The organism is Vibrio tritonius (genome assembly GCF_001547935.1).
Lineage (GTDB): Bacteria > Pseudomonadota > Gammaproteobacteria > Enterobacterales > Vibrionaceae > Vibrio > Vibrio tritonius.
Map to the genome: position 1 here is coordinate 1,122,243 of NZ_AP014635.1, position 19,588 is coordinate 1,141,830.

At 43.2% G+C, this 19,588-nt stretch carries 16 protein-coding genes; 8 read left to right on the forward strand and 8 right to left on the reverse strand.

What is annotated here, in order from left to right; translation table 11 throughout:
- Positions 1 to 98: 98 nt before the first annotated feature.
- From JCM16456_RS05115 to JCM16456_RS05120, 3 genes are all read right to left on the reverse strand, one after another.
- Entirely contained in the window at positions 99 to 1,454 is a 1,356-nt protein-coding gene (locus JCM16456_RS05115) for a PepSY-associated TM helix domain-containing protein (protein WP_082712214.1), read from the reverse strand.
- An 81-nt stretch (positions 1,455 to 1,535) separates the two neighbouring features.
- On the reverse strand, positions 1,536 to 1,916 hold the full coding sequence (locus JCM16456_RS24435; RefSeq protein ID WP_082712215.1) for a DUF2946 family protein: 381 nt from the start codon (positions 1,914 to 1,916) through the stop codon (positions 1,536 to 1,538).
- 191 nt (positions 1,917 to 2,107) lie between these two features.
- Positions 2,108 to 3,667, reverse strand: coding sequence for a pectate lyase family protein (locus tag JCM16456_RS05120; RefSeq protein WP_068712976.1), 1,560 nt, complete (start codon positions 3,665 to 3,667; stop codon positions 2,108 to 2,110).
- Between the two features lie 618 nt (positions 3,668 to 4,285).
- Here JCM16456_RS05120 and JCM16456_RS05125 point away from each other — a divergent pair.
- From JCM16456_RS05125 to JCM16456_RS05140, 4 genes are all read left to right on the forward strand, one after another.
- Positions 4,286 to 6,313, forward strand: coding sequence for an ATP-binding protein (locus JCM16456_RS05125; protein WP_068712978.1), 2,028 nt, complete (start codon positions 4,286 to 4,288; stop codon positions 6,311 to 6,313).
- Positions 6,291 to 7,400 carry an HDOD domain-containing protein gene (locus tag JCM16456_RS05130; protein ID WP_068712980.1) on the forward strand — a complete coding sequence of 370 codons (1,110 nt, stop codon included), beginning with the start codon at positions 6,291 to 6,293 and terminating at the stop codon, positions 7,398 to 7,400. The genes JCM16456_RS05125 and JCM16456_RS05130 overlap by 23 nt, the downstream gene beginning before the upstream one ends.
- A 124-nt stretch (positions 7,401 to 7,524) precedes the next feature.
- Positions 7,525 to 8,475: a LysR substrate-binding domain-containing protein gene (locus JCM16456_RS05135; RefSeq protein WP_068712982.1), complete on the forward strand. Its 951-nt coding sequence runs from the start codon at positions 7,525 to 7,527 to the stop codon at positions 8,473 to 8,475.
- 172 nt (positions 8,476 to 8,647) lie between these two features.
- Positions 8,648 to 9,523, forward strand: a complete 876-nt coding sequence (locus tag JCM16456_RS05140) for an aconitase family protein (protein WP_082712216.1) — start codon at positions 8,648 to 8,650, stop codon at positions 9,521 to 9,523.
- Positions 9,524 to 9,541: 18 nt separating this feature from the next.
- Here the strand turns inward: JCM16456_RS05140 and JCM16456_RS05145 are convergent, their stop codons facing one another.
- Positions 9,542 to 10,144, reverse strand: coding sequence for a protein disulfide oxidoreductase (locus tag JCM16456_RS05145; protein WP_162266527.1), 603 nt, complete (start codon positions 10,142 to 10,144; stop codon positions 9,542 to 9,544).
- Between the two features lie 200 nt (positions 10,145 to 10,344).
- Between JCM16456_RS05145 and JCM16456_RS05150 the strand changes: the two genes are divergently transcribed.
- Positions 10,345 to 11,097: a DUF481 domain-containing protein gene (locus JCM16456_RS05150; protein WP_068712988.1), complete on the forward strand. Its 753-nt coding sequence runs from the start codon at positions 10,345 to 10,347 to the stop codon at positions 11,095 to 11,097.
- 26 nt (positions 11,098 to 11,123) lie between these two features.
- Here JCM16456_RS05150 and JCM16456_RS05155 read toward each other — a convergent pair whose 3' ends face one another.
- Positions 11,124 to 12,110: an alpha/beta hydrolase family protein gene (locus JCM16456_RS05155; protein ID WP_082712217.1), complete on the reverse strand. Its 987-nt coding sequence runs from the start codon at positions 12,108 to 12,110 to the stop codon at positions 11,124 to 11,126.
- Between the two features lie 192 nt (positions 12,111 to 12,302).
- Positions 12,303 to 13,217 carry a LysR family transcriptional regulator gene (locus tag JCM16456_RS05160; RefSeq protein WP_068712992.1) on the reverse strand — a complete coding sequence of 305 codons (915 nt, stop codon included), beginning with the start codon at positions 13,215 to 13,217 and terminating at the stop codon, positions 12,303 to 12,305.
- A gap of 97 nt (positions 13,218 to 13,314) precedes the next feature.
- Between JCM16456_RS05160 and budA the strand changes: the two genes are divergently transcribed.
- Complete coding sequence (budA, locus tag JCM16456_RS05165; protein ID WP_068712994.1) at positions 13,315 to 14,100, forward strand: acetolactate decarboxylase; 786 nt, start codon at positions 13,315 to 13,317, stop codon at positions 14,098 to 14,100.
- Positions 14,101 to 14,138: 38 nt separating this feature from the next.
- Positions 14,139 to 15,842, forward strand: coding sequence for an acetolactate synthase AlsS (gene alsS, locus JCM16456_RS05170; protein ID WP_068712995.1), 1,704 nt, complete (start codon positions 14,139 to 14,141; stop codon positions 15,840 to 15,842).
- 66 nt (positions 15,843 to 15,908) lie between these two features.
- Here alsS and JCM16456_RS05175 read toward each other — a convergent pair whose 3' ends face one another.
- Entirely contained in the window at positions 15,909 to 17,183 is a 1,275-nt protein-coding gene (locus JCM16456_RS05175) for an MFS transporter (RefSeq protein WP_068712997.1), read from the reverse strand.
- Positions 17,184 to 17,638: 455 nt separating this feature from the next.
- Positions 17,639 to 18,601, reverse strand: a complete 963-nt coding sequence (locus JCM16456_RS05180; RefSeq protein WP_068713000.1) for a transposase — start codon at positions 18,599 to 18,601, stop codon at positions 17,639 to 17,641.
- A gap of 226 nt (positions 18,602 to 18,827) precedes the next feature.
- Here JCM16456_RS05180 and JCM16456_RS05185 point away from each other — a divergent pair, with 226 nt between their 5' ends.
- Complete coding sequence (locus tag JCM16456_RS05185; RefSeq protein WP_068713002.1) at positions 18,828 to 19,583, forward strand: hypothetical protein; 756 nt, start codon at positions 18,828 to 18,830, stop codon at positions 19,581 to 19,583.
- Positions 19,584 to 19,588 lie beyond the last annotated feature (5 nt).

Genomic DNA, 19,588 nt, shown 5'->3' on the forward strand with positions numbered 1-19,588 from the left:
ATAAACTTATGTCGTAAATATGTCATTTGTCACATTTTGTTACCACTATGAAAAAAGGCACGCTCGGTGCCTTTTTATGCATAAGAAGTTTTGTTGAGTTACCGCACAGGCTCAAGTGTTGCGGGCTTATACCAACGCCATCGGAGTACATCGACAGCGATAAATGCGACCAAACTGACCCCCATTACAGGCAATGACCACCCTAAAACAGTTGCGACAATAAATACCACTATTTGTCCCAGTTTGGATAATTTGAGCCATGCGCCAGTGAGGGGTTCCATCATGTCACCCGCTTTAGGGCGACGTATCCACCACATGCGATAGCCCCAAACGATCATGATGCACAATGCCAGCCCAAACAGCGCCAAGACTATCTGGTTGGGTAAACCAAACAGCACCCCCATATGGGCATCAATGCCCCAGCGAATTAACTTTGCAACGAGTGGATAATCGGCAAAATAGACATGACTAACCACTTTATTGCTGATGGGATCGATAGAGACGGCATCAACTTGAGTTGGCCAAGCTCGATCAATTTCATGCACCATCCAAGCTTTACCTGCTTGGTAGGCCGGTACTATTTCAATTTTACCAGCGCTCAATCCGAAGGTGCGCGCAGAGGCAAGCACGCCATCAAATTGTTTATCTTGATAGAGATAATGCGGATTGTTAGAGGGCAAGTGACGAGATACAGATGGAGTTACCCACCCAATCGTTTGGCGCCACTGTGCAATGTTGCTCCCTGCCCATTTCGACCAAGTTAAGCCTGTTGCAGAGAAAAACAAGAGGCCGACTGCAATCCATACGCCCACTTGACTGTGACGTGAGCGATGATATGCCCATGATCCTTTTTTGCTCTCTCGACGCATGGCACGGCGTTGATTCCACCATAAATAAAGACCGCCTAATGCCGCCACCCACATCCAAGAAGCGGCGAGTTCACTGTAGTTACGTCCGACAGGGCCTAGCAGTAAATCGGTATGCATAAAGTCGATGGCGATACGCAGTGGCAAAATACCGCTGGTGCCATAACTGGCAAGATCGCCGTGAATGGCTAACGTGACTGGATCAACAAATAGTGTGCGCACTTGGTAGTGATGAAGCGTGGGATCGCGAAACAGTACGCGCGTGGTTTGTCCCGGCGTTGGAGCAGGGCGTACGGATTTAATCACTAATGGCTTGGTGAGCGCTTGACGCGCCGCTGCGATTTGTAAACTTAATGGCTGCGGTTGCCCTTGGTTCGTGGTGGTCAGTTCATCGTGATACACCCACTGTTCTAGTTGTGGTGTCATCACATAAAGGGTGCCCGTTAAAGCGGCCATAAAAATGAAGGGGCCGACAAACAGGCCAATATAAAAGTGTAACCGGCGTACAAAACTGGTAACACCTTGGTTTAAATGTGAATTTTTCTTCATTGTCGCAGGTTGAGTTGATGATGCTTCTTCAGAAGGCATGATTCTTCTCTTATCAATAGATGTGAAAGAGCGGCCACACCTAAGTCAGTAATGCTTTATGTGGGCGGCATGTGTTTCATTTTATTTTGTAAATAGACAAGGACAAAAAAGAGGCGGAGCTCGTGGGTGATAGCGTGAAAAGAGAAGTGAAATATGGAATTGATAATGTGCCGAGGTCACTCGGTATATTAGTAAAAAGGTACCTGTAAAGAGAGACAGTATAAGGCTAAATACACCATGTAACGTTGGCAAAAGGTCACAATAAGCACACCAACTCATGTGCGTGGTCGTGTGTTGATGTTTCGTTGTGGCTACATGCTGATGTTGTGTTACAGACATCGTTGGCATGTCGTTGCCTAAGGGCATCGATATGCTCATAGAAATCAGTGGCGCTATGTACAGCACAAGCATGGTAAACAGCGAGAGCCATGCAGGGCTGCGCTTTACTGGTGTGAGTAACATATGCTTGTTTTACAATCGTTTCATCTATGGGTAACAAGTAGGGCGGTAATATAACATGCCCATTACATTAAAAGATAGAATGAGGGGAAAGTACCATAAAAAAATCCCTACCCGGGCGAGTAGGGATAATAGGGGGAAGAGCGTGAACAGCTTCCCTGTTAAAGGACTCTCTTAAAGAGTTAAAGCCTTAACTACTGACGTGTTAATGTGAACATTTGGTTTTCTGAGCCGGCAGTACACTTGTACTGAACGATGTTGGCGCCATCCGCTGTTGAGCCGTCTACAACGTTTAGGCACAGCTCGCTATTGCGGTTGATGATACGCCATTTATCTTTACCAGCGGATTGAAAACGGAACTGTTGGTTAGTTGCATCGCGATAGTCGTATAGCATGATGTTGGTACCACTGGTGCGGTAACCGTTATACACATCGAAGGCTTTATCTGATGCCACAACCGGTGAGATACGGTGCCAAATGCCATCAACATTTGAAATGACGAATTTTTGGCAATCGTTATCCAGCCAGCTCCATTGCTGAACATTCGCACCGTTTTCTGAATCGCAATTAGCGATATCAATCGCTTTTGAGCTGTGCAGCGGTGTAATGCGGTAAGTACCATTTACGGTGCCGTTAGTGGTACCTGAATCATCTGAGCTATCACCACCAGAGCTGCTGCCGCAGCTGCCATCAGATACAGCAAGTCCGGTATTGGCACCAGCACTGGCTTTAATGATGTTCGGAACACAACTTGCGTCATCTAAAGAGTAGCTATAAGGAATACTGATTGATGTGGTAGAGGTTGGATTCGGCCCTGCTGGGTAGTTTTTATTCTCTTCATCGGTCCAAGTTACATTATCCCAAATATTGCCACTCACATCCCAATAACCCATATCATTGGTGTAGAAAGTGCCCAATGGATTTTGCGAATCTTTTACGTAGTTATTTTCTACTTTGATTTTACCGCCAATTCTAGGGTTCATACCTGATTTATTGAGGTTTTCATAGTAGTTGTTATAGGAGTGTGCTGTTGCGTGACGTAACAGTGGAGTACGGGAGTCGATGTTTTGATAATAGTTGTGGTGGTAGGTTACCGGACCATTTTCAGAGTCGCTATCACTGGAACCGACCAGACCGCCGCGTCCAGAATTGCGCAAAATACTGTAGGAAAGAGTGATGTATTTAGAGTTGTTCTTAATATCAAATAGGGCGTCGTAACCATCGCTTTCACCGCCGCTGGCTTCTAATGTTACGTGGTCGACCCAAACGTTACGTACGTCTTTCTCAATCCCAATCGCATCACCACCGTTTGACGTTGGCGATCCTGATTTCTTCACGTTTTTCACGTGAACATTCTGAATAATGATGTTGGATGAATCTCGAATGTGAATACCCAACTGATCAAAGGTTGCACCGCTACCGACACCCACAATAGTAACGTTACTGATCTGTTTTAACTCAATTTTATCCGCTGCGGTATTGCAGCTATCACCGCTAACTTTCGTTGTGTTGCCGTGGTTTATGGTTCCTTCAACTTGAATGATGATAGGGGTATCGCTGCTTGCGCGTTCACATAGTGCTTTGTGAATGGCTGTACCTGTAGTCGCTTTTACAACAGAACCACCCGCACCGCCAGTAGTTCCGCCATTTTGTGTGGCGTAACCTGAAGCAGCAAAAGCTGAAGCGGAACTAACAGCGAGGGCAAGAACTGAGCATTTTAGGGCTGTGGTTAATGGAGCACGTCGTTTTTTCATGGTGGCTTCCTATTAAAATATAATACGTCGTAGTTGTGGAGGTAAGGGTTATTTAGGAGAAGTATTTCTCTTTACGTTGCATCTTTTTTGGTAAAATATAACGTAATAAATAAACCTCGGTTTCATTTTTAAATTTGACATTTATTGACGATGTTAAATAGGTGTTCCTTGTCTCTTTACGCTAACGATCACATAAATTAGTGTAATTGCTCAATATCAATAATTCTCATTTTAATAACTGATATATCAAAACAGTTTGTTGATATTAAATCATTATTAACTATTAATTATTTTCTGATAATTAAGACAAATAAAATATCAACGACGATGAATAGCACTCATTTGTCTGAAAAACAGACAGGCGTTAGATTCGGTGGGGTTGGTTTCTTTACGTATTTTGACATTAATAAGAATGATATTCTGTATATTTTTTATTCTGTTTTTTTACCTTTGTCTCAATTTTTTAGCGCGCGAATTTTGTGCGCAGATGTACCTCAAGTATACAGTATCTTATGCTGAAGATACCTCAGTTTGGGTAGGCTCACTCCCTTGCTAAACCATGATGTAACGCTACTTTTATAGATACGTAGGGAATTATTGCAGTCAGAGGATTTGTGATTGGTTAAGTGGCATTTTCAAACCATCAGTCCAGACAATTTTGTCCCGATTGACTGGCATTATAATCAACCGTTACTCATTTTATCGGTGGTGCTTGCTTTTGTTGCTGCTTTTGGGTGTTTAACGATATTAGAAGGGGCTAAGTTTTCCATTTCTGGCCATCTAGTTAAGCGCTGGCAGTTTATGGCCAGTGTTCTTTTTGGCGCAGGAGCGTGGTCGACCTTTTATACCGGGGTACTATCACTGGATTTGCCCTTTGCGTTGAAAGTGAACCCGTGGGAATCCTTACTCTCGATGCTGGCTATTATAACGGGAGCTTGGCTGGCCTTTTCTTTGTTGCAAAGAGAAAACTTTACCAGAGGAAAGATGGCACTTAGTGCTATTTGTTTTACCGCTGGAATGCTTTTTATGGTCATCATCGGTACGAAAGCCATCGATATTCCTGGGTATTTGGTCTATGAGCCTAGTTTTATGGCGATCGGAATTACACTTTCACTCTTTCTCAGCTGTTTAGCGTTGTTTTTTATTAAGCTGCATTTGAGAAAAAATGATAAATCTGTCATTCACCAGCTTGGGATAGCCTTGGTTCTTGGGTTAGCCATGTTCATCCTGCACGCCTCTGTTACTTACTCCTCCACGCTATTTGCAGAATTACACAGAGTAGAAATGTCGCGCTCAAATGTTCATTCGGGTGTGCTCGCGATGCAGGGGATTGTATTCTGTCTGTTTATTCTGGTGAGTTTGTTTAGCTCTACGGCACTAAACCAACTACGTGAGGCGAAAGAGGATGTGCGTCAGTCAAAAACACGTGAGCAGGACATCGTCGACAGTTTAACGGACGGTTTAGTGATTGTGGATAGCCAAGCTCGGGTACTCAGTATGAATCCTGTGGGGTTAAACTTATTTGATTATACACAAGATGAACTGGAGAAATTGAGTGTTTCTAAGTTGTTACCCTCGGTCGATTTTCTAACTATTCTTGACGTACAGCAAGCTGGGCTAAGCGATTTAAGCCATATTCGAGCTCAAGCAACACGTAAAGACGGGTCAGCTTTTCCCTGTGATTTTACGCTGTCGCGGATGTCTGGCGTTCATAACGAGCGTGCTCTCTATACGCTTCTCGTGCGTGATATATCGCAAATATTGATGTTGGAGCAGGAAGCGCGTCAAGCAAACCGGATGGAATCAATAGGCCAATTGGCTTCTGGCATTGCTCATGAAATTAATACTCCGGCGCAATATTTAACCAACAATCTCACTTTTCTGCGGGATGGTTATGAGCGTTTGATGGAGATGTGTCGTCAGCTCAAACCAAAAGAAGGGGATGAGGTAGAGGACAGTCGCCTTTATCAAGCGAGAGCGACTGCTCTGTTTGCTGATCCCGAGTTAGAATTTGTTCGAGATGAAATCCCTCTAGCGATTGATCAATCCCTCGAAGGAATTGAGCAAATTAGCCACATTGTGAAAGCGATGAAATCTTTTACTAACGTTAGCGAGCACAAACGCCAATATATAGATTTAAATGAAGCAATTCAGGTGACAGTGACCATTGCAGCCAATCAATGGGGGAAAATTGCCCATTTTGAAGGACGGTATGATGATCATATGGGGCCAATTCCATGTATACGAGATCCATTTAACCAAGTGATGCTAAGTCTGTTAGTCAATGCAGTGCAGGCCATAGAGGAGAAAAAACAGCATGAGCGAGACCACGTGGGACAAATCTGTGTGGCGACGTTTGCTGAGCATGACCACGCGGTTATACGTATTACTGATAATGGGGTTGGTATTGATGAGAGCATTATCGAACGGATTTTTGATCCTTTCTTTACCACGAAAGATGTGGGAAAAGGGTCTGGGCAAGGTTTGAGTCATGCTTATAGTGTCATTGTTGACCAGCACAATGGTGAATTGTCAGTTGAGTCCTCTTTGGGTGAAGGAGCGACTTTTGTGATTAAATTACCCAATAAAATAGAAAATGACAGCCGGATAATGGAAGAGGCAGATGAGAATCTTATTAGTGGATGATGACCAACTGGTACTTAATGGGCTGCGTAGAGCGCTGTTTAGCAGTGATAACCAAGTCATTATTGCTACCGGCGGGCAACAGGCCTTGGATATTCTTTCACATGAAGAGTGTGATTTGATCATATCTGACATGATGATGCCCAACATGAATGGGTCGGAATTATTGGAAATTGTGAGCAAAAAATACCCGTGGATTATCCGTGCCTCTCTTTCTGGACATGCTGACCCTATGATTACGGTAAAAGGGGGATTTTATGCTCATCAAGCCTTTATGAAACCTTGTGATACCGCTGTGCTCAAAGCTGAAATTGGACGTATTAGCGATATGCTTAACCAGTTTCCCGACCGCTTGATTCAAAATGCAATCGGCACGATTACCTCTTTGCCTGTCGCTCCAAAAGTGTATTTTAGAATCAAAGAGATGATCCAGAGTAATACTGCCTCTTTATCTGATATTGCTAGTATTATTGAGCAAGACCCTGCCATCAGCGCTAAGATGATTCAAATGGCCAATAATGCAATTTTTCGCGGTAAAAGTGCTGTGAAAAGTGTTGATGCAGCGGTATCGCGTTTGGGATTACAAATATTGGTTAATGTAGTCGCCATGCTCGAGCTTTATGTGTGTCAGCAAGATAAGCCAAGTAATGCGTTAGATAGTTTATGGAAACAGAGCCTGGACGTTGCTTTAGTGATGGGGAAGTTGGCTCCTGAGAAACAGCGTTTGGAGGCCATGTCAATCGGCATTTTGCATCAAATTGGCGAGTTCGTCCGCACAATGATTTTGCCGGATTTAATGAAAGCCTATTTGCGTGATAAAGAGCAGGATGGTGACAAAAAGTATCTAGAAAAACACCTATTTCACACTAAATCTGAGCAGTTAGGTGCTTATTTGCTGCATTTGTGGGGTTTCCCTCTACAAGTTATTGAAAGTATTCTTAACCAAAATGACTACGATAAAATCATGCTGCAGCCTTATTCGTTAATGACGATGCTATTTGTGGCGAAAAAAGTTGTCAGTAGTGAAGAGATCCCACAAGAAATGGTAGAACAGTTTAATCTTGGGCCACAGTTGGCAGCGATTGCCTAATTGATTTTGCGCGTGAAGCTTGCCTGTGCTCGTTGATGAAGTACTGAATTCTGCATCTAAAGGTTATTTGGGTATAATGACTCCGCGCTAATGGTCGGCGCTGCATTATCTAGCCAAGGAAAAGATGAAATCACAACACTCTGTCCGCGAGCAATTTCCTTTGCCTCAGGATTTAAATGTTCTCATTACGGTGGTACGCCAAGAGAGTTTTGTTTTGGCCGCCGAAGAGTTGGGGGTCTCGCCAGCTTATATCAGTAAACGAATTCAGATACTTGAAAAGACGGTTAATACTCGTTTGTTACATCGTACAACCCGTCGCGTGGTTTTAACCGAAGATGGTTTGCGGGTGTTTAATCAAGCGATTCGCATTTTGGACAGCATGGACGAAATGCTTGACGATCTATCGCAAGCAAAATATGAACCGCGAGGTCAACTCTCGATCTGCACCAGTTTTGGTTTTGGTCGTGCCAAAGTGGCGCCGATCGTTTCTCAATTAGCTACATCTTACCCTCAATTGGATATTCGCCTCGATGTAAGCGATAAAAACATCGATTTGGTGAAATCGGGTTACGATTTGGAAATCCGGGTCGGAGGGGTTTTACCGGAACATCACATCTGCAAATTGCTGGCAAAAAACCGTCGAGTGTTGTGTGCTAGCCCTACTTACTTAGCCAAGCATGGTACGCCTCATACACTCGAGGAACTGAAAAAACACTCTTGTTTGGTGCTCAAAGAGAAGATCAGTACGACGGGTATTTGGAATTTGGCGAATGTGAAGGGAGAGGAGGTTGCACTTAGGATCAACAGTGCTCTTTCGTCTAATGATGGCGGCATTGTGAAACAGTGGGCGATTCACGATCAAGGTATTATTTTACGTTCATTTTGGGATATTGAGGACGATCTCAAGCAAGGTCGCCTTATCCAATTGTTACCAGACTATTTTCAAACAGCAGATATCTGGGCCATCTATCCAACGCGTATGACGGAGTCGGCAAAACTTCGTGTTTGTATTGAGTTCCTGCAAAAGAGTTTTCAAGAACTTAGCTATGATGAGCGCGCTTTTTTTAGAGATTAATCCTGTTATTAAATACGTATTGTTGTTTTTAATTTGTTAAATTAAGTTGTTAAACACACTTCGTGTATATTGGTAACACGGAACGGATTTTGTTTCAGCTACATAGTTATCTAATATGAAGCCAGTTCTCCTTGTTGGGCTTCATATCGGGACGTATAGCCGGAGCATTTGAATGGCATTATCAAACGGTCAGTCAGTAACGGTGCAGCAATGCACTCGACCATATCACCAGATCTTACCTTGGCTAAAACTAGCGAAGGACACGAACCGTCCTCGTAGCGATTCGGTTGTACGTTGTTGCTTCAGAGGAGAGCTGCCCTACGGTACGTCGTGGCAGGATCTGGTGATGGTCACCATCTCTCGTATTTCCGCGAAGGCACTACATCATTCTGTATTAGCCTTTGAAGGGGACACTCTGCAGTCGTTCTCAACGGATACGCAATTAGCTATGTGCCGAATGGCGGTTGAAAATGGTGCGTTGGGAGCGATGTGTCACAGTGGAGACGTTGCGTTTCATTGCAAAGCTGACCTTCGTCGTCCGAGTCATATTTCCATCTCACAATACGGCGCAAGCCAATGGCGTAAACGGTATGCCGCTCAATGGATCCATGCCCAGGAGTTGCCATTAGATGCTCGTACTGTCATGCCAGTGATTTGTTCCCCAGTAAGCCAACGACTGCTTCACCCTGTTCATAGTGTCAATTATGCCATTATTGGAACGGCAATGTTTGCGCCGTTAGAGGAGTTACGTAAACTGGTCACACTTTGTGAAGGTCGAAGCATTGCACATGGTGTTGCGGGTATTATTGTTTTTCAGTCCCGTTTGCTCATGGAACAAGCTCAAAATGAAGGATTGATAAAACGGTTTGAACTCGCTGGATTTCAATGGTGTATGCGTGATGAGTTACCGCTCTACTTTTATCAAGATTTGGCGTTTGGCTTTTGTGCGGCAAGTTTTGATATGGCAAGTGATGCGCTCTACACTGAGCAGACTTTCCTAATGAGTTCCACTCAAGTGATGCTTACAGCACTTAACGGAGATTTGTAAGCGTCTATCTCTATTGGATTATTTATAGGCCAGCCATACTCGCGCCCACAATCCAAGGGGGGACAAAATTCCAGACGATGCAAAGCGAATTTTATTTTTATAGACAATTAAGATACTTGGTGGCGAGGTAACTCGCCATTTATGGCTAATCTCATTGTTTTTATCGTTCACAATCCAATAGTGGAAAGGATGCTCGTCAAGGTAGCGACGCATCTCCTCATCATTGCCTGACATCATCGCAATACCGATAGTTGGGTAACTGTGGCTTAACCACTCAACCGATGGCGTTAGTAGCTTGCAGCTGTTACACCACGAGCCCCAAAAATAGAGAATCACCGGCTTTTGTTGGCTCAGCGCCGCGATATCTATGGTGGTTCCTTCCATATTTTTCATCACAATCGCATCGTTGTAATCGACTGGAATGGTTTTGTCATGCCATGTATCACAAAGCATAGTGATCAACATGATGCAGCACACGACGAGAAACCACTTACAGATTTTTTTCAAGAAGGAGTGGTGCTGAAGAAGTAGTCCTTTGATGATAAATATAATGAGTAGCAGGCAGATAGCGATGGCAGAAACCAACAGGCTGTTATGGTGAATGGTACTCAAAAAGGACATGGGGTTCTCTACTTCTTTTGGGGGCTGCATTGTACAAACTTGTGCGGCCAATGATCAATTCATTTGTCAGGCCATCTTTTTCGAGCTGAGTTAGATTGAAACATGTGAAAAAAATATGCGGTACGCTGACTGCACTATGACATGCATTGTTTTAGTGGCAGCTAGGCTAACCTTTTAAGTATAAAAAGAGGTCGTAACGCATGAAAGTAACGGTTTTGACATCCGCTCTCGGATTGTTACTTGTCGCTAGCCAAACCATAGCAGCAGAGACAAAAGATAAGGATGAATCAAAAAATGACCTAACAGGAAGTGCAAAGCTTGGTTTTATCTATTCCAAAACCACCTCTTCAAGTACGTCGCTCAATTCCGGAATAGGTCTCAAATACAATACCAAGCCCTATACTCACGAATTTAAAGGCAACACCTATTACACCAACGCCAAAGACGACGATGATGGTGTGAACAAATACTCATTAAACTACAAGTTTTCTTATGCCTTAGAGGGGAGTTATCAAGCCTATATTGATAACGAGTATAAACATGACCAGTATGAAACATATCGGCATGTTTATGACGTGACTGTCGGTATTGAGAAGGCGTTAATCGACACTAAAACCAGTGAGTTGAACATTGGTGGCGGTCCGGGTTATCGATACACCAAGCGTCAAGGTAGTGACGAAGACCACCCAAACAAAGTTGAAGAAGATGTAATTGTCAACGCGTTTATTAATGGTAAAACGACGCTATCGGAAAGCCTTTCTGTTGGAGGTAGCGCTGATGTTGATTATGGTGAATCGAATACAACCTATACTTTAGGCGGTAACTTAACTAATAAGTTGATTGATAACGTCGCACTCGTGTTAGATAGCCAATATATATACAACACTGAGGTGGCTGCGAGTAAGTCTCATGATGAAATCTATAGTACTGTGAGTATTACTTACGATTTTTAACTTTCTGCCAACATCGGCACTCGTTTTTAAGGTCGATTAATCACCACGTGATGCTCAGATGCTGAACAACTAATCCCTTTGCATCGGGTTATCAGCATCTTCACAACACTTGCCGCGACAGTTTGTTTAAGTGTTTCATGATTTATCTTGTCATCTTGCCACTCCAATTGGGCTAGTACATTGCTTGCGGGGGAAAATGTAGCGCTATCTGCACAATGATTTTGTTTGGATGGGCATAGTAATTCATCATTAACGCCAGCCGACAGAGTGTAAAATCTCACCCCTGAGTGATTTTGGGGCATTGAGCGTAAACTTTTGACCCCAGTGTCACTGGTCCATTCATTGTAGCCATCGAGACTCGCTTCACTAGGAAATAACCCAAAGTGGAATGCATTGTCCAAACTTTGCGCGCTACATAAGCTGGTCTTCTCTGCGTTATTTTTTGTGTTTATACAATTTGGTAAGCCTCGTAGTGGGCCAGCAATATTGATGACTTTACGTACTTGATTCCAGCTACCGCTCTGAACGAGGGTAGCGAGTGCCGCGACGACACCAACATCATAGCCAACAATGTCGACTTGTCTGGAATGAGTAAAGCGTTGAACACGTGTAATAAACTGATGAAGAAGCGTAAAGGTGTGCGGTTGCAAAGGGTTATAAGTGCTAGATGTGCGGCCTGAACGTGGAATGTAGGTGATGCCAAATAGCTCACAGGAATTGTAGCCAGCTGAAATAAGTAATTGATAAATCGATGGGGTATTGCTTTCTCCTATTAACCAATCATTAGCAGTGTCTTGACGTCCATGAATAAATATCACGGGAGTATGAGTGACCTTACAATCACCGCCACCAAAGCCGCCGAAGGTTACACCAGGATGAAAGGGCGCTTGGAAATGATCAACAGTACTGCTGTCTGTTTTTGCATGGGCTGTAACACCCAATAGACACAGCATTAAAAGAGGCCAACACCAAGAGGGTCTGCAATAAGAGTTACCGCGATGTTTCGGAGTCATATCTTTCTCTACTTAACGTATCATCCTGAAGCGATTAGCTTAGAGCATAATCCCTTTAACCGAATAAAACGTGTTGGTAGGTCAAAGTTGTACTCCCCACCACAAAAATCAGCGGCCTAGACGTAATGTCGTGGTCTATGAATGCTTATTTTTCGTGGTGCGTGTTTACTGCACTTTCTTTCACTATCGTTTTTACTCCATAGGCTCATTAGAAAGGTACTGTGCCTTATAATGACGAATGCTGGCTATGATTTGCCGAACTTGATGATTTAAATTATTTGGTTCCCAAGCCACCACGACTTGACTAATCAGGGGCATATCTTGAATCGAAGCGACGGTGGTTGAGTTATCTAAATGCTCCGCCAATGAACGCGGCACAATCGCAATACCAAAGCCGGCTTGCGCCATCGCGACGGCTGACCGTAACTGAGGAGCTGAATAAAGCGGATCACATACAATGCCTTTGTCACTAAAGATTGAGGTCATTTCATCATATAAGGCCGGGCCCGTTTCTCGAGGAAACTGCAAAATACGTTCACTACGTAATTGACTAAAGGTAAGAGTAGACTGGCTAGCAAGGGGAGTATTGGAAGGAATCACGGCGATAAAGGGTTCTTCAAACAACATGATTCTCTCCAGTTGCTCACAAGCGTAGCAGGGGAGGCGTTTGAAGGCGAGGTCGAGCTGTTTCTCCTTCAACTGTTCCACTAATTTATGCATGGGCAACTCAACACCAATAAAATTGACTTTGGGGAAGGTATCCCGAAGATGGCGCATAATCGCTAGCACTTCTTTACATATTGCAGTTGATGTCGCGAATCCAATTCTCACCTCGATGTTTTCGCCACGAGCCATTTGTTGAGCTCGCGCCTTAGCTTGCTCAACACTTTTGAGGATGTTCAACGCATCAACGTAGAGGGTTTCTCCCACTTTGGTCAGTTCCACTTTACGTGACGAACGATCAAATAGCGGGACGCCAATTTCTTGCTCCAACTTCTTGATTTGTTGGCTTAAAGGCGGCTGAGCGATCCCTAATTGTTCTGCTGCTCGCGTAAAGTGTTGCGTTTGCGCAACCATTACGAAATATTTTAGATACCGTAGTTCCATATTTTTTACATATCGAAATAAATGTTTTTTGTATTAGATTTTACGTGTTACACGACCCATGCTAATAGCATTCGTTCAGAACCGTAATGGTGTTTATATGTGTGAAATCTACAACTCTCTTTGTTCTTGTTCATTTGATGTAGCCAAAGAATTCGCTGAATATCACAAATTAACAGGTCAAGGAGAAATTTATCAGACTTCATTAATGAGCGCATTAATTGCTGGAGTCTATGATGGATCTACTACAGTTAAACAATTATTAGATCACGGTGATTTTGGGTTAGGTACCTTTGATCATCTTGATGGTGAATTAATTGCGTTTGATAAAGATGTATTTCAACTAAAAGAAGATGGTTCGGCAAATCAAGCAAAAATGGATCAAAAAACGCCATTTGCAGTGATGACCTACTTTAAACCACAAATCGAATTGCCTATTACCGAATCTATGGGGCGCGAACAAGTACACAAACTCATCGATCAACTGGTGCCATCCGATAACCTATTCTGTGCGGTAAGAATTGATGGGACTTACGAGTATGTACGTACTCGCACAGTGCCACGTCAAGACCCGCCGTATCGCCCAATGCTGGATGTTGTGAAAGAGCAACCTACTTTTAGTTTCCGCCAGATGCAAGGGGTTATTGCTGGGTTTAGAAGTCCACAGTACACCACTGGTATTAATGTGCCTGGATACCATGAGCATTTTATTAACAATGAAAGAACTGGAGGTGGTCATATTCAAGATTACCGTATCTCATCTGGTTTTTTGCAAATAGGTGTGGTGTCAAAACTTATTATTGATTTACCAACAACAGAACAATTTTTAGATGCAGATCTTGCTCGAAAAGATATTCGTCAGGCGATAGAAAAAACAGAAAAATAATATTTATTTCATATATTCCTGACCGTTAAAAGGACAACATGATGAAAACAGAATCTTCAAGATGTGGTGCGGATTTAATTTCTCAACAACTAGAACAATTGGGTACACAATATATTTTTGGTATTCCTGGAGCTAAAATTGACCGTTTATTTGATGCGATCAATGATACCCATATTCAGATGATCCCAGTGCGCCATGAAGCCAACGCGGCATTTATGGCTGGTGCTATGGGGCGCTTAACAGGAAGAGCGGGTGTCACTATGGCGACTTCCGGTCCTGGCTGTGGCAATTTGGTCACTGGGGTGGCGACTGCAAACTCTGAAGGTGACCCTATGTTAGCTTTGGGTGGTGCCGTAAAACGCACTGACCAACAGAGGGAAACGCACCAAAGTTTAGATACAGTGGGGATATTTCGTCCAATAACCAAGTACTGTGCTGAAATACAACATGTTGATGCCACGGCAGAAATAATCGCTAATGCAGTGCGATCTGCCGAAACTGGGCGCCCAGGAGCAAGCTTTGTCAGTTTACCCCAAGACGTATTAAACGATATGACGGAAAAGCCGCTGATTTTGCCTCAGCGCTACATTGCTCAGGGTACAGCAGATGTTACAGCTATTGAAGAAGCGGTCGCGCGAATCGAAAAAGCGCACAATGTGGTGGTTTTGGCTGGATTACATGCCAGTAAAGAAGAAAATGCATTGGCTATCACTCGCTTTTTACAAAAAACGCAATTGCCTGTTGTAGGTACTTATCAAGCCGCTGGAACGTTGGACATCAACCACTATAACCGCTTTGCTGGACGTGTTGGCCTATTCAATAACCAACCCGGTGATGTGCTGTTGCGTGAAGCGGATTTGATCCTCACCATCGGTTTTAACGTTATTGAATATGACCCTGACCTATGGAATCAAAAAGATTGCCCAGTGATTCATCTCGATATTGAACCTGCAGAATATCAACAGCACTATCAACCGGATATCGAATTGGTAGGCAACATTGCGACTACGGTTGAACAGATGACCAATCGCATGTCGTCTTACTCACGCTTGTCGCCTTTAAGCTTGTCAATTTTGGAAGAGGTCGCTCATCGTCGTCAGCTGATCAAAGCTTACCCAGCAGTTTGGAATAAAGGGGGCTTTCATCCACTGAGCATTATTAAAGCGATGCAATCTTTGATTACGCCGGATATGACCATGTGTTTGGATATGGGGAGTTTTCATATTTGGCTTGCTCGATACATGGGCTGTTTTCGTGCGCGTCAAATGATGATTTCAAATGGTCAGCAAACGATGGGCGTTGCACTGCCTTGGGCTATTAGTGCAAGTCTTTTAAACCCTGGCAGTAAAGTGATTTCTGTTTCTGGGGACGGTGGTTTTATGCAATCGAGTATGGAGTTGGAAACGGCGGTACGATTGGGATGTAATATTGTTCACATTATTTGGGTCGATAATGCGTACAACATGGTAGAGATTCAAGAAGTGAACAAGTATGGACGTCCTGCTGCCGTGAAATTTGGCCCTATCGACTTCAAAGCTTATGCCGAATCATTTGGTGCAAAAGCATTTGCGGTGAACGACCCGAAAGGATTGTCTAGTACCCTAAAACAAGCAATGGATACCCAAGGTCCAGCGGTGGTTGCAATCCCTGTTGATTACAGTGATAACTACAAATTGTTGCAAGCGCGCGGAGCGGATAACAAAGACCCTGTTTTTGTTGGCAATCAAACGGTATTGGCATAAATCACTCTGCCACAAAATAAAATGAAAGCGCCAATCGGCGCTTTCATTTTATTGATGGCGGTCCATCTAGCGAGGGATTTCGCCGATTTTTCCCCAATGAACTTTGTGCGCCATCCACATAAAGGCAGCGCTGGAAATTAAAGATATCACCACTACACAGAGCCAAGTAGCGGTGTAACCAATGCCTTCGACTAATAAGCCCATCACGACATAAGCTGGCACCATTCCGACATTTTTTAACGTATTCATCACGCTGCTAATTCTGCCACGATGGCTACGAGGTGATTGGTTAGCGATATAGACATTTTCGTTCGTAACTAACAGAACTTCAGCGGCTGCCAACACAAAAAAGGCGACAAAGAAAGCCGGTACCCATTGCGAAGCGATCATGATGACATAACCGAGCGCGAGTAAAGAGCCACACCACATCAGGCCTTTTAGCTCTCCATGACCGTGTGTTGCTTTCACCAAGATTGGGGTGAGAATTACCACGGCAATACAAGCTAATGTCATTAATTGACCGTAGAGCTCAGGTCCTTGTTTATCGAAAATATGTGTCACGTAAAGTGGTGACAGTACGGTCATTTGTGTCATGGAAACATAGAGTAAGGTACATGATAAGCCAAATGCGATAAGTTGCGGGCGCGCTTTGAGAACCTGCCAAACAGAACCTGTCATGTCTTCTTCTAAACCAGAAGCGCTTTCATCCTCTTCTTGGTGCTCTTGATGTTGCGCTGTTAGGTCGTTGTGAGGTTTTGGTTCTCGTACGTAATAAGCGACTAAGCTAATACCAACAATGACGGCAATACCGTTACACCAGTAGATAATTGAGCTATCAAACCAGAACAGATAGCCAGCGAGAAGAGATCCAATTCCCGAACCAATATTGTATGCGAGATAACTCATCGACATGACTGCAGAACGGTTTTTTGGGGTGGATAAATTGGCCGCTAACGCATTACCGCCCGGTACTGAGGTGCCTACCATCACATAAGCAATAATAATAAGAGCAGGAGCGATATAGTGATGATTGGCAAAAAAACCACAGATAATTAGGATGATACCGGCTAGCAATTCGCCACCGACCATCATGTTTTTGTGGCCTAAACTATCGGCGAGCTTGCCACCGAGCATACCGCCAACCATAAAAGCACACATGACGATCATCACCACTGTACTAGCGATAGCTTCCGAGTAGCCAAGTTTTTGAGTCAGTAACAGTACCAAAAATGGCATGATGAAGTTACCAAGACCAAGAATAAAGCGGGAGAGGGCGATAAAGTAAATATCTCGCGGAAGCCCCTGATAAATAGCAAGAGATTCCCTTACTCGTTTAAACATATTGCACATCCTTGAAACACGTTCATCAAGAGGCTGAATAGAAAATAGGGACATAATCTGTCCCTTGATGAGCGATAATGACGGTAAAAGGTACAGATTATTGGTGGAAATTAGTGAATTTCACACAAATTTAGTACATTGTTGCATAAGAACTATTGGTATACCGAATCATTATGAAAATTGCTAGCGCTAATTGTTTACTCCTTAAACATTCTTTCTTCTTACCGGGACACACACCTTAGTTTCTTCTCCTATTTTCCTTATGGAGGACACACACCCTTGAGTAAGGGACAAACACCCTTGAGTAGAGTGAGACTTAACGGTCTTGCGGTGTAACTTATTTATTTCACGGGAAAGTTCTGTTTTCGGTTAAGCATGAGCAAGGATAAATGAGGAGCGGTCGGGGAAATAGGAGTGTTAATGAAATGATTGAGGAGTTTGTTGGCAGTTAAATCTTAGGAAATATGCAGTGCGACCATTCTTTTTTTACCGAGTTTGTTCTTGGCGCGGTTAAGTTCTTCGGTTGAACCTATCCACACTCGGGGCTTTTTTTCTAACTCGGTACAAAGGGTTAAGCATTCTTGCTGCGACAGGGATAGTCGGTCGAGAATGGCAGGTATACGGCTATCAATGTGTCCTCGTTTATCGTTTCTTATTTGCTTTCCGCTCCAATCAACCAATTCAAGATAATCCATCAAGCGAAAAGGTATGGCAAAGTGTTTTTGTTGGTAGTCGTAACCGCTGAAATTGGCTAGCAATGGGGGAGATGTTTCGCCACGATTGAGACTATCTAAACGAGTTTTTATCGAGGTATGGTCTGATTGCTCTGGTGAGTCTGCTATTTTGGCTCTAATAGGATTGAGATCTACGTAAACCATGGCGGCAATCAGTGCTTTTTCATCCAGTAATGCTTGGGATTTGAATCGTCCTTCCCAAAAGCGTCCTGTGCATTGATCTTCTTTGTTGGCTTGAACTGCGATGCCATGATTTAGCTCTTTCATAAACCAACTTAAGGAATACAAACGCTGCCGCAATAGTTCAATAAGTCGGTGACAGGTATTTAATTCTGCTTTTGATGAGAGTTGTCCCGCTAGCCAACGTTGAATGATCGGCGGTGTTTTATGTTGAGAACACCAGCGTTCAACAACTTCACTATCTGTGAGTGACAGTGCTGCCTCTTTATCGATATAAGCCACAAGATGATAGTGATTACTCATAATGGCATAAGAGCATATCCGAATGCAGTACATCGATGCTAGTGACAACATGCGTTGTTCAACCCAAGTTCGGCGATGTTCATAAGATTTTCCTGTCATGGTGTCCTGACCACAGAGAAAAGAACGTCGAACACAACGAGAGACGCAGTGATAATAAGGTGTCACTTCTGGGCGGATTAGTTGGGTTCTCGCTGTGGCCATAACGCTATCTTATCGTGTGTTGATGATTAACGCAGCATGGTCAATTTATCGTTTGGGGGGAATGGCGGGGGCAATTATTTACGAGTCAGATCATGTAAATCTAACGTAAGTAGCACTCTTTGTTGGATGAAATAATGGTGTGTGTCCCGGTTATTCATGGTTTAATTCAAATTACTAAAGATCCAGCATTTGATGGTGAGGTTTGTTCAATGGAAGGAAATTTTAATTGAGTAAGAAAGTTGTTTATATTGGTCTAATTGTCATTTTAGTTGGGGTGGCCATCTACCATTGGAATCGTTCTTCCCAAAATGATACTCGAATCGTTATACCTAAAAGTAATAGTGCTACCAAAGCGGTTGTAAATAGTGATCTGGTGACGAAAGCCGATGTGGTTCTAAATGACTTTGATGATACGAATCATTCTGCGAATCTTGAAGTAAATAGTGATATTGCCAGCGTTGATACTTCTCATGCACGACAAAAAAGCAACAGTGAAGAATACAAGACTAACTTACACTATGCGCTAGAGCATGGTTGGAATGATTGGCTGGAGGCTGTTTCACAGCAGAAAATTCAAGTTTCTAGTCAGGCCCAGATGCAACGATTATTAAAGTTAGGAATTAGATTCTCTGGTGCTGATTTTATTCAAAATATTACTAACTATGGATTTACTATTCCTGACAATGCCTTTACAGCTGTGCTCAGTTCAGATTTTAGTGATGAAGATAATAATCTTAAGCTGGATGCTTTGATTCAATCTGGTTATGAAATGTCAGATGTGCGGTGGTATTATTTGTTTCAGGCATCACTTGCTTTTGGTCTTGATACTGTTGCTCAGCGTTCTATCAATCGTATCTCTGATTTTTCTAAATTAAATATCGACCGTGCCTCTTTAGAGAGTTTGGTTGATAATGGTTTTGCCAAAGATAATGAGAATTTAAAACGGTATATAGATGACCTGTCATCGAATAACACTAATTAAAATTA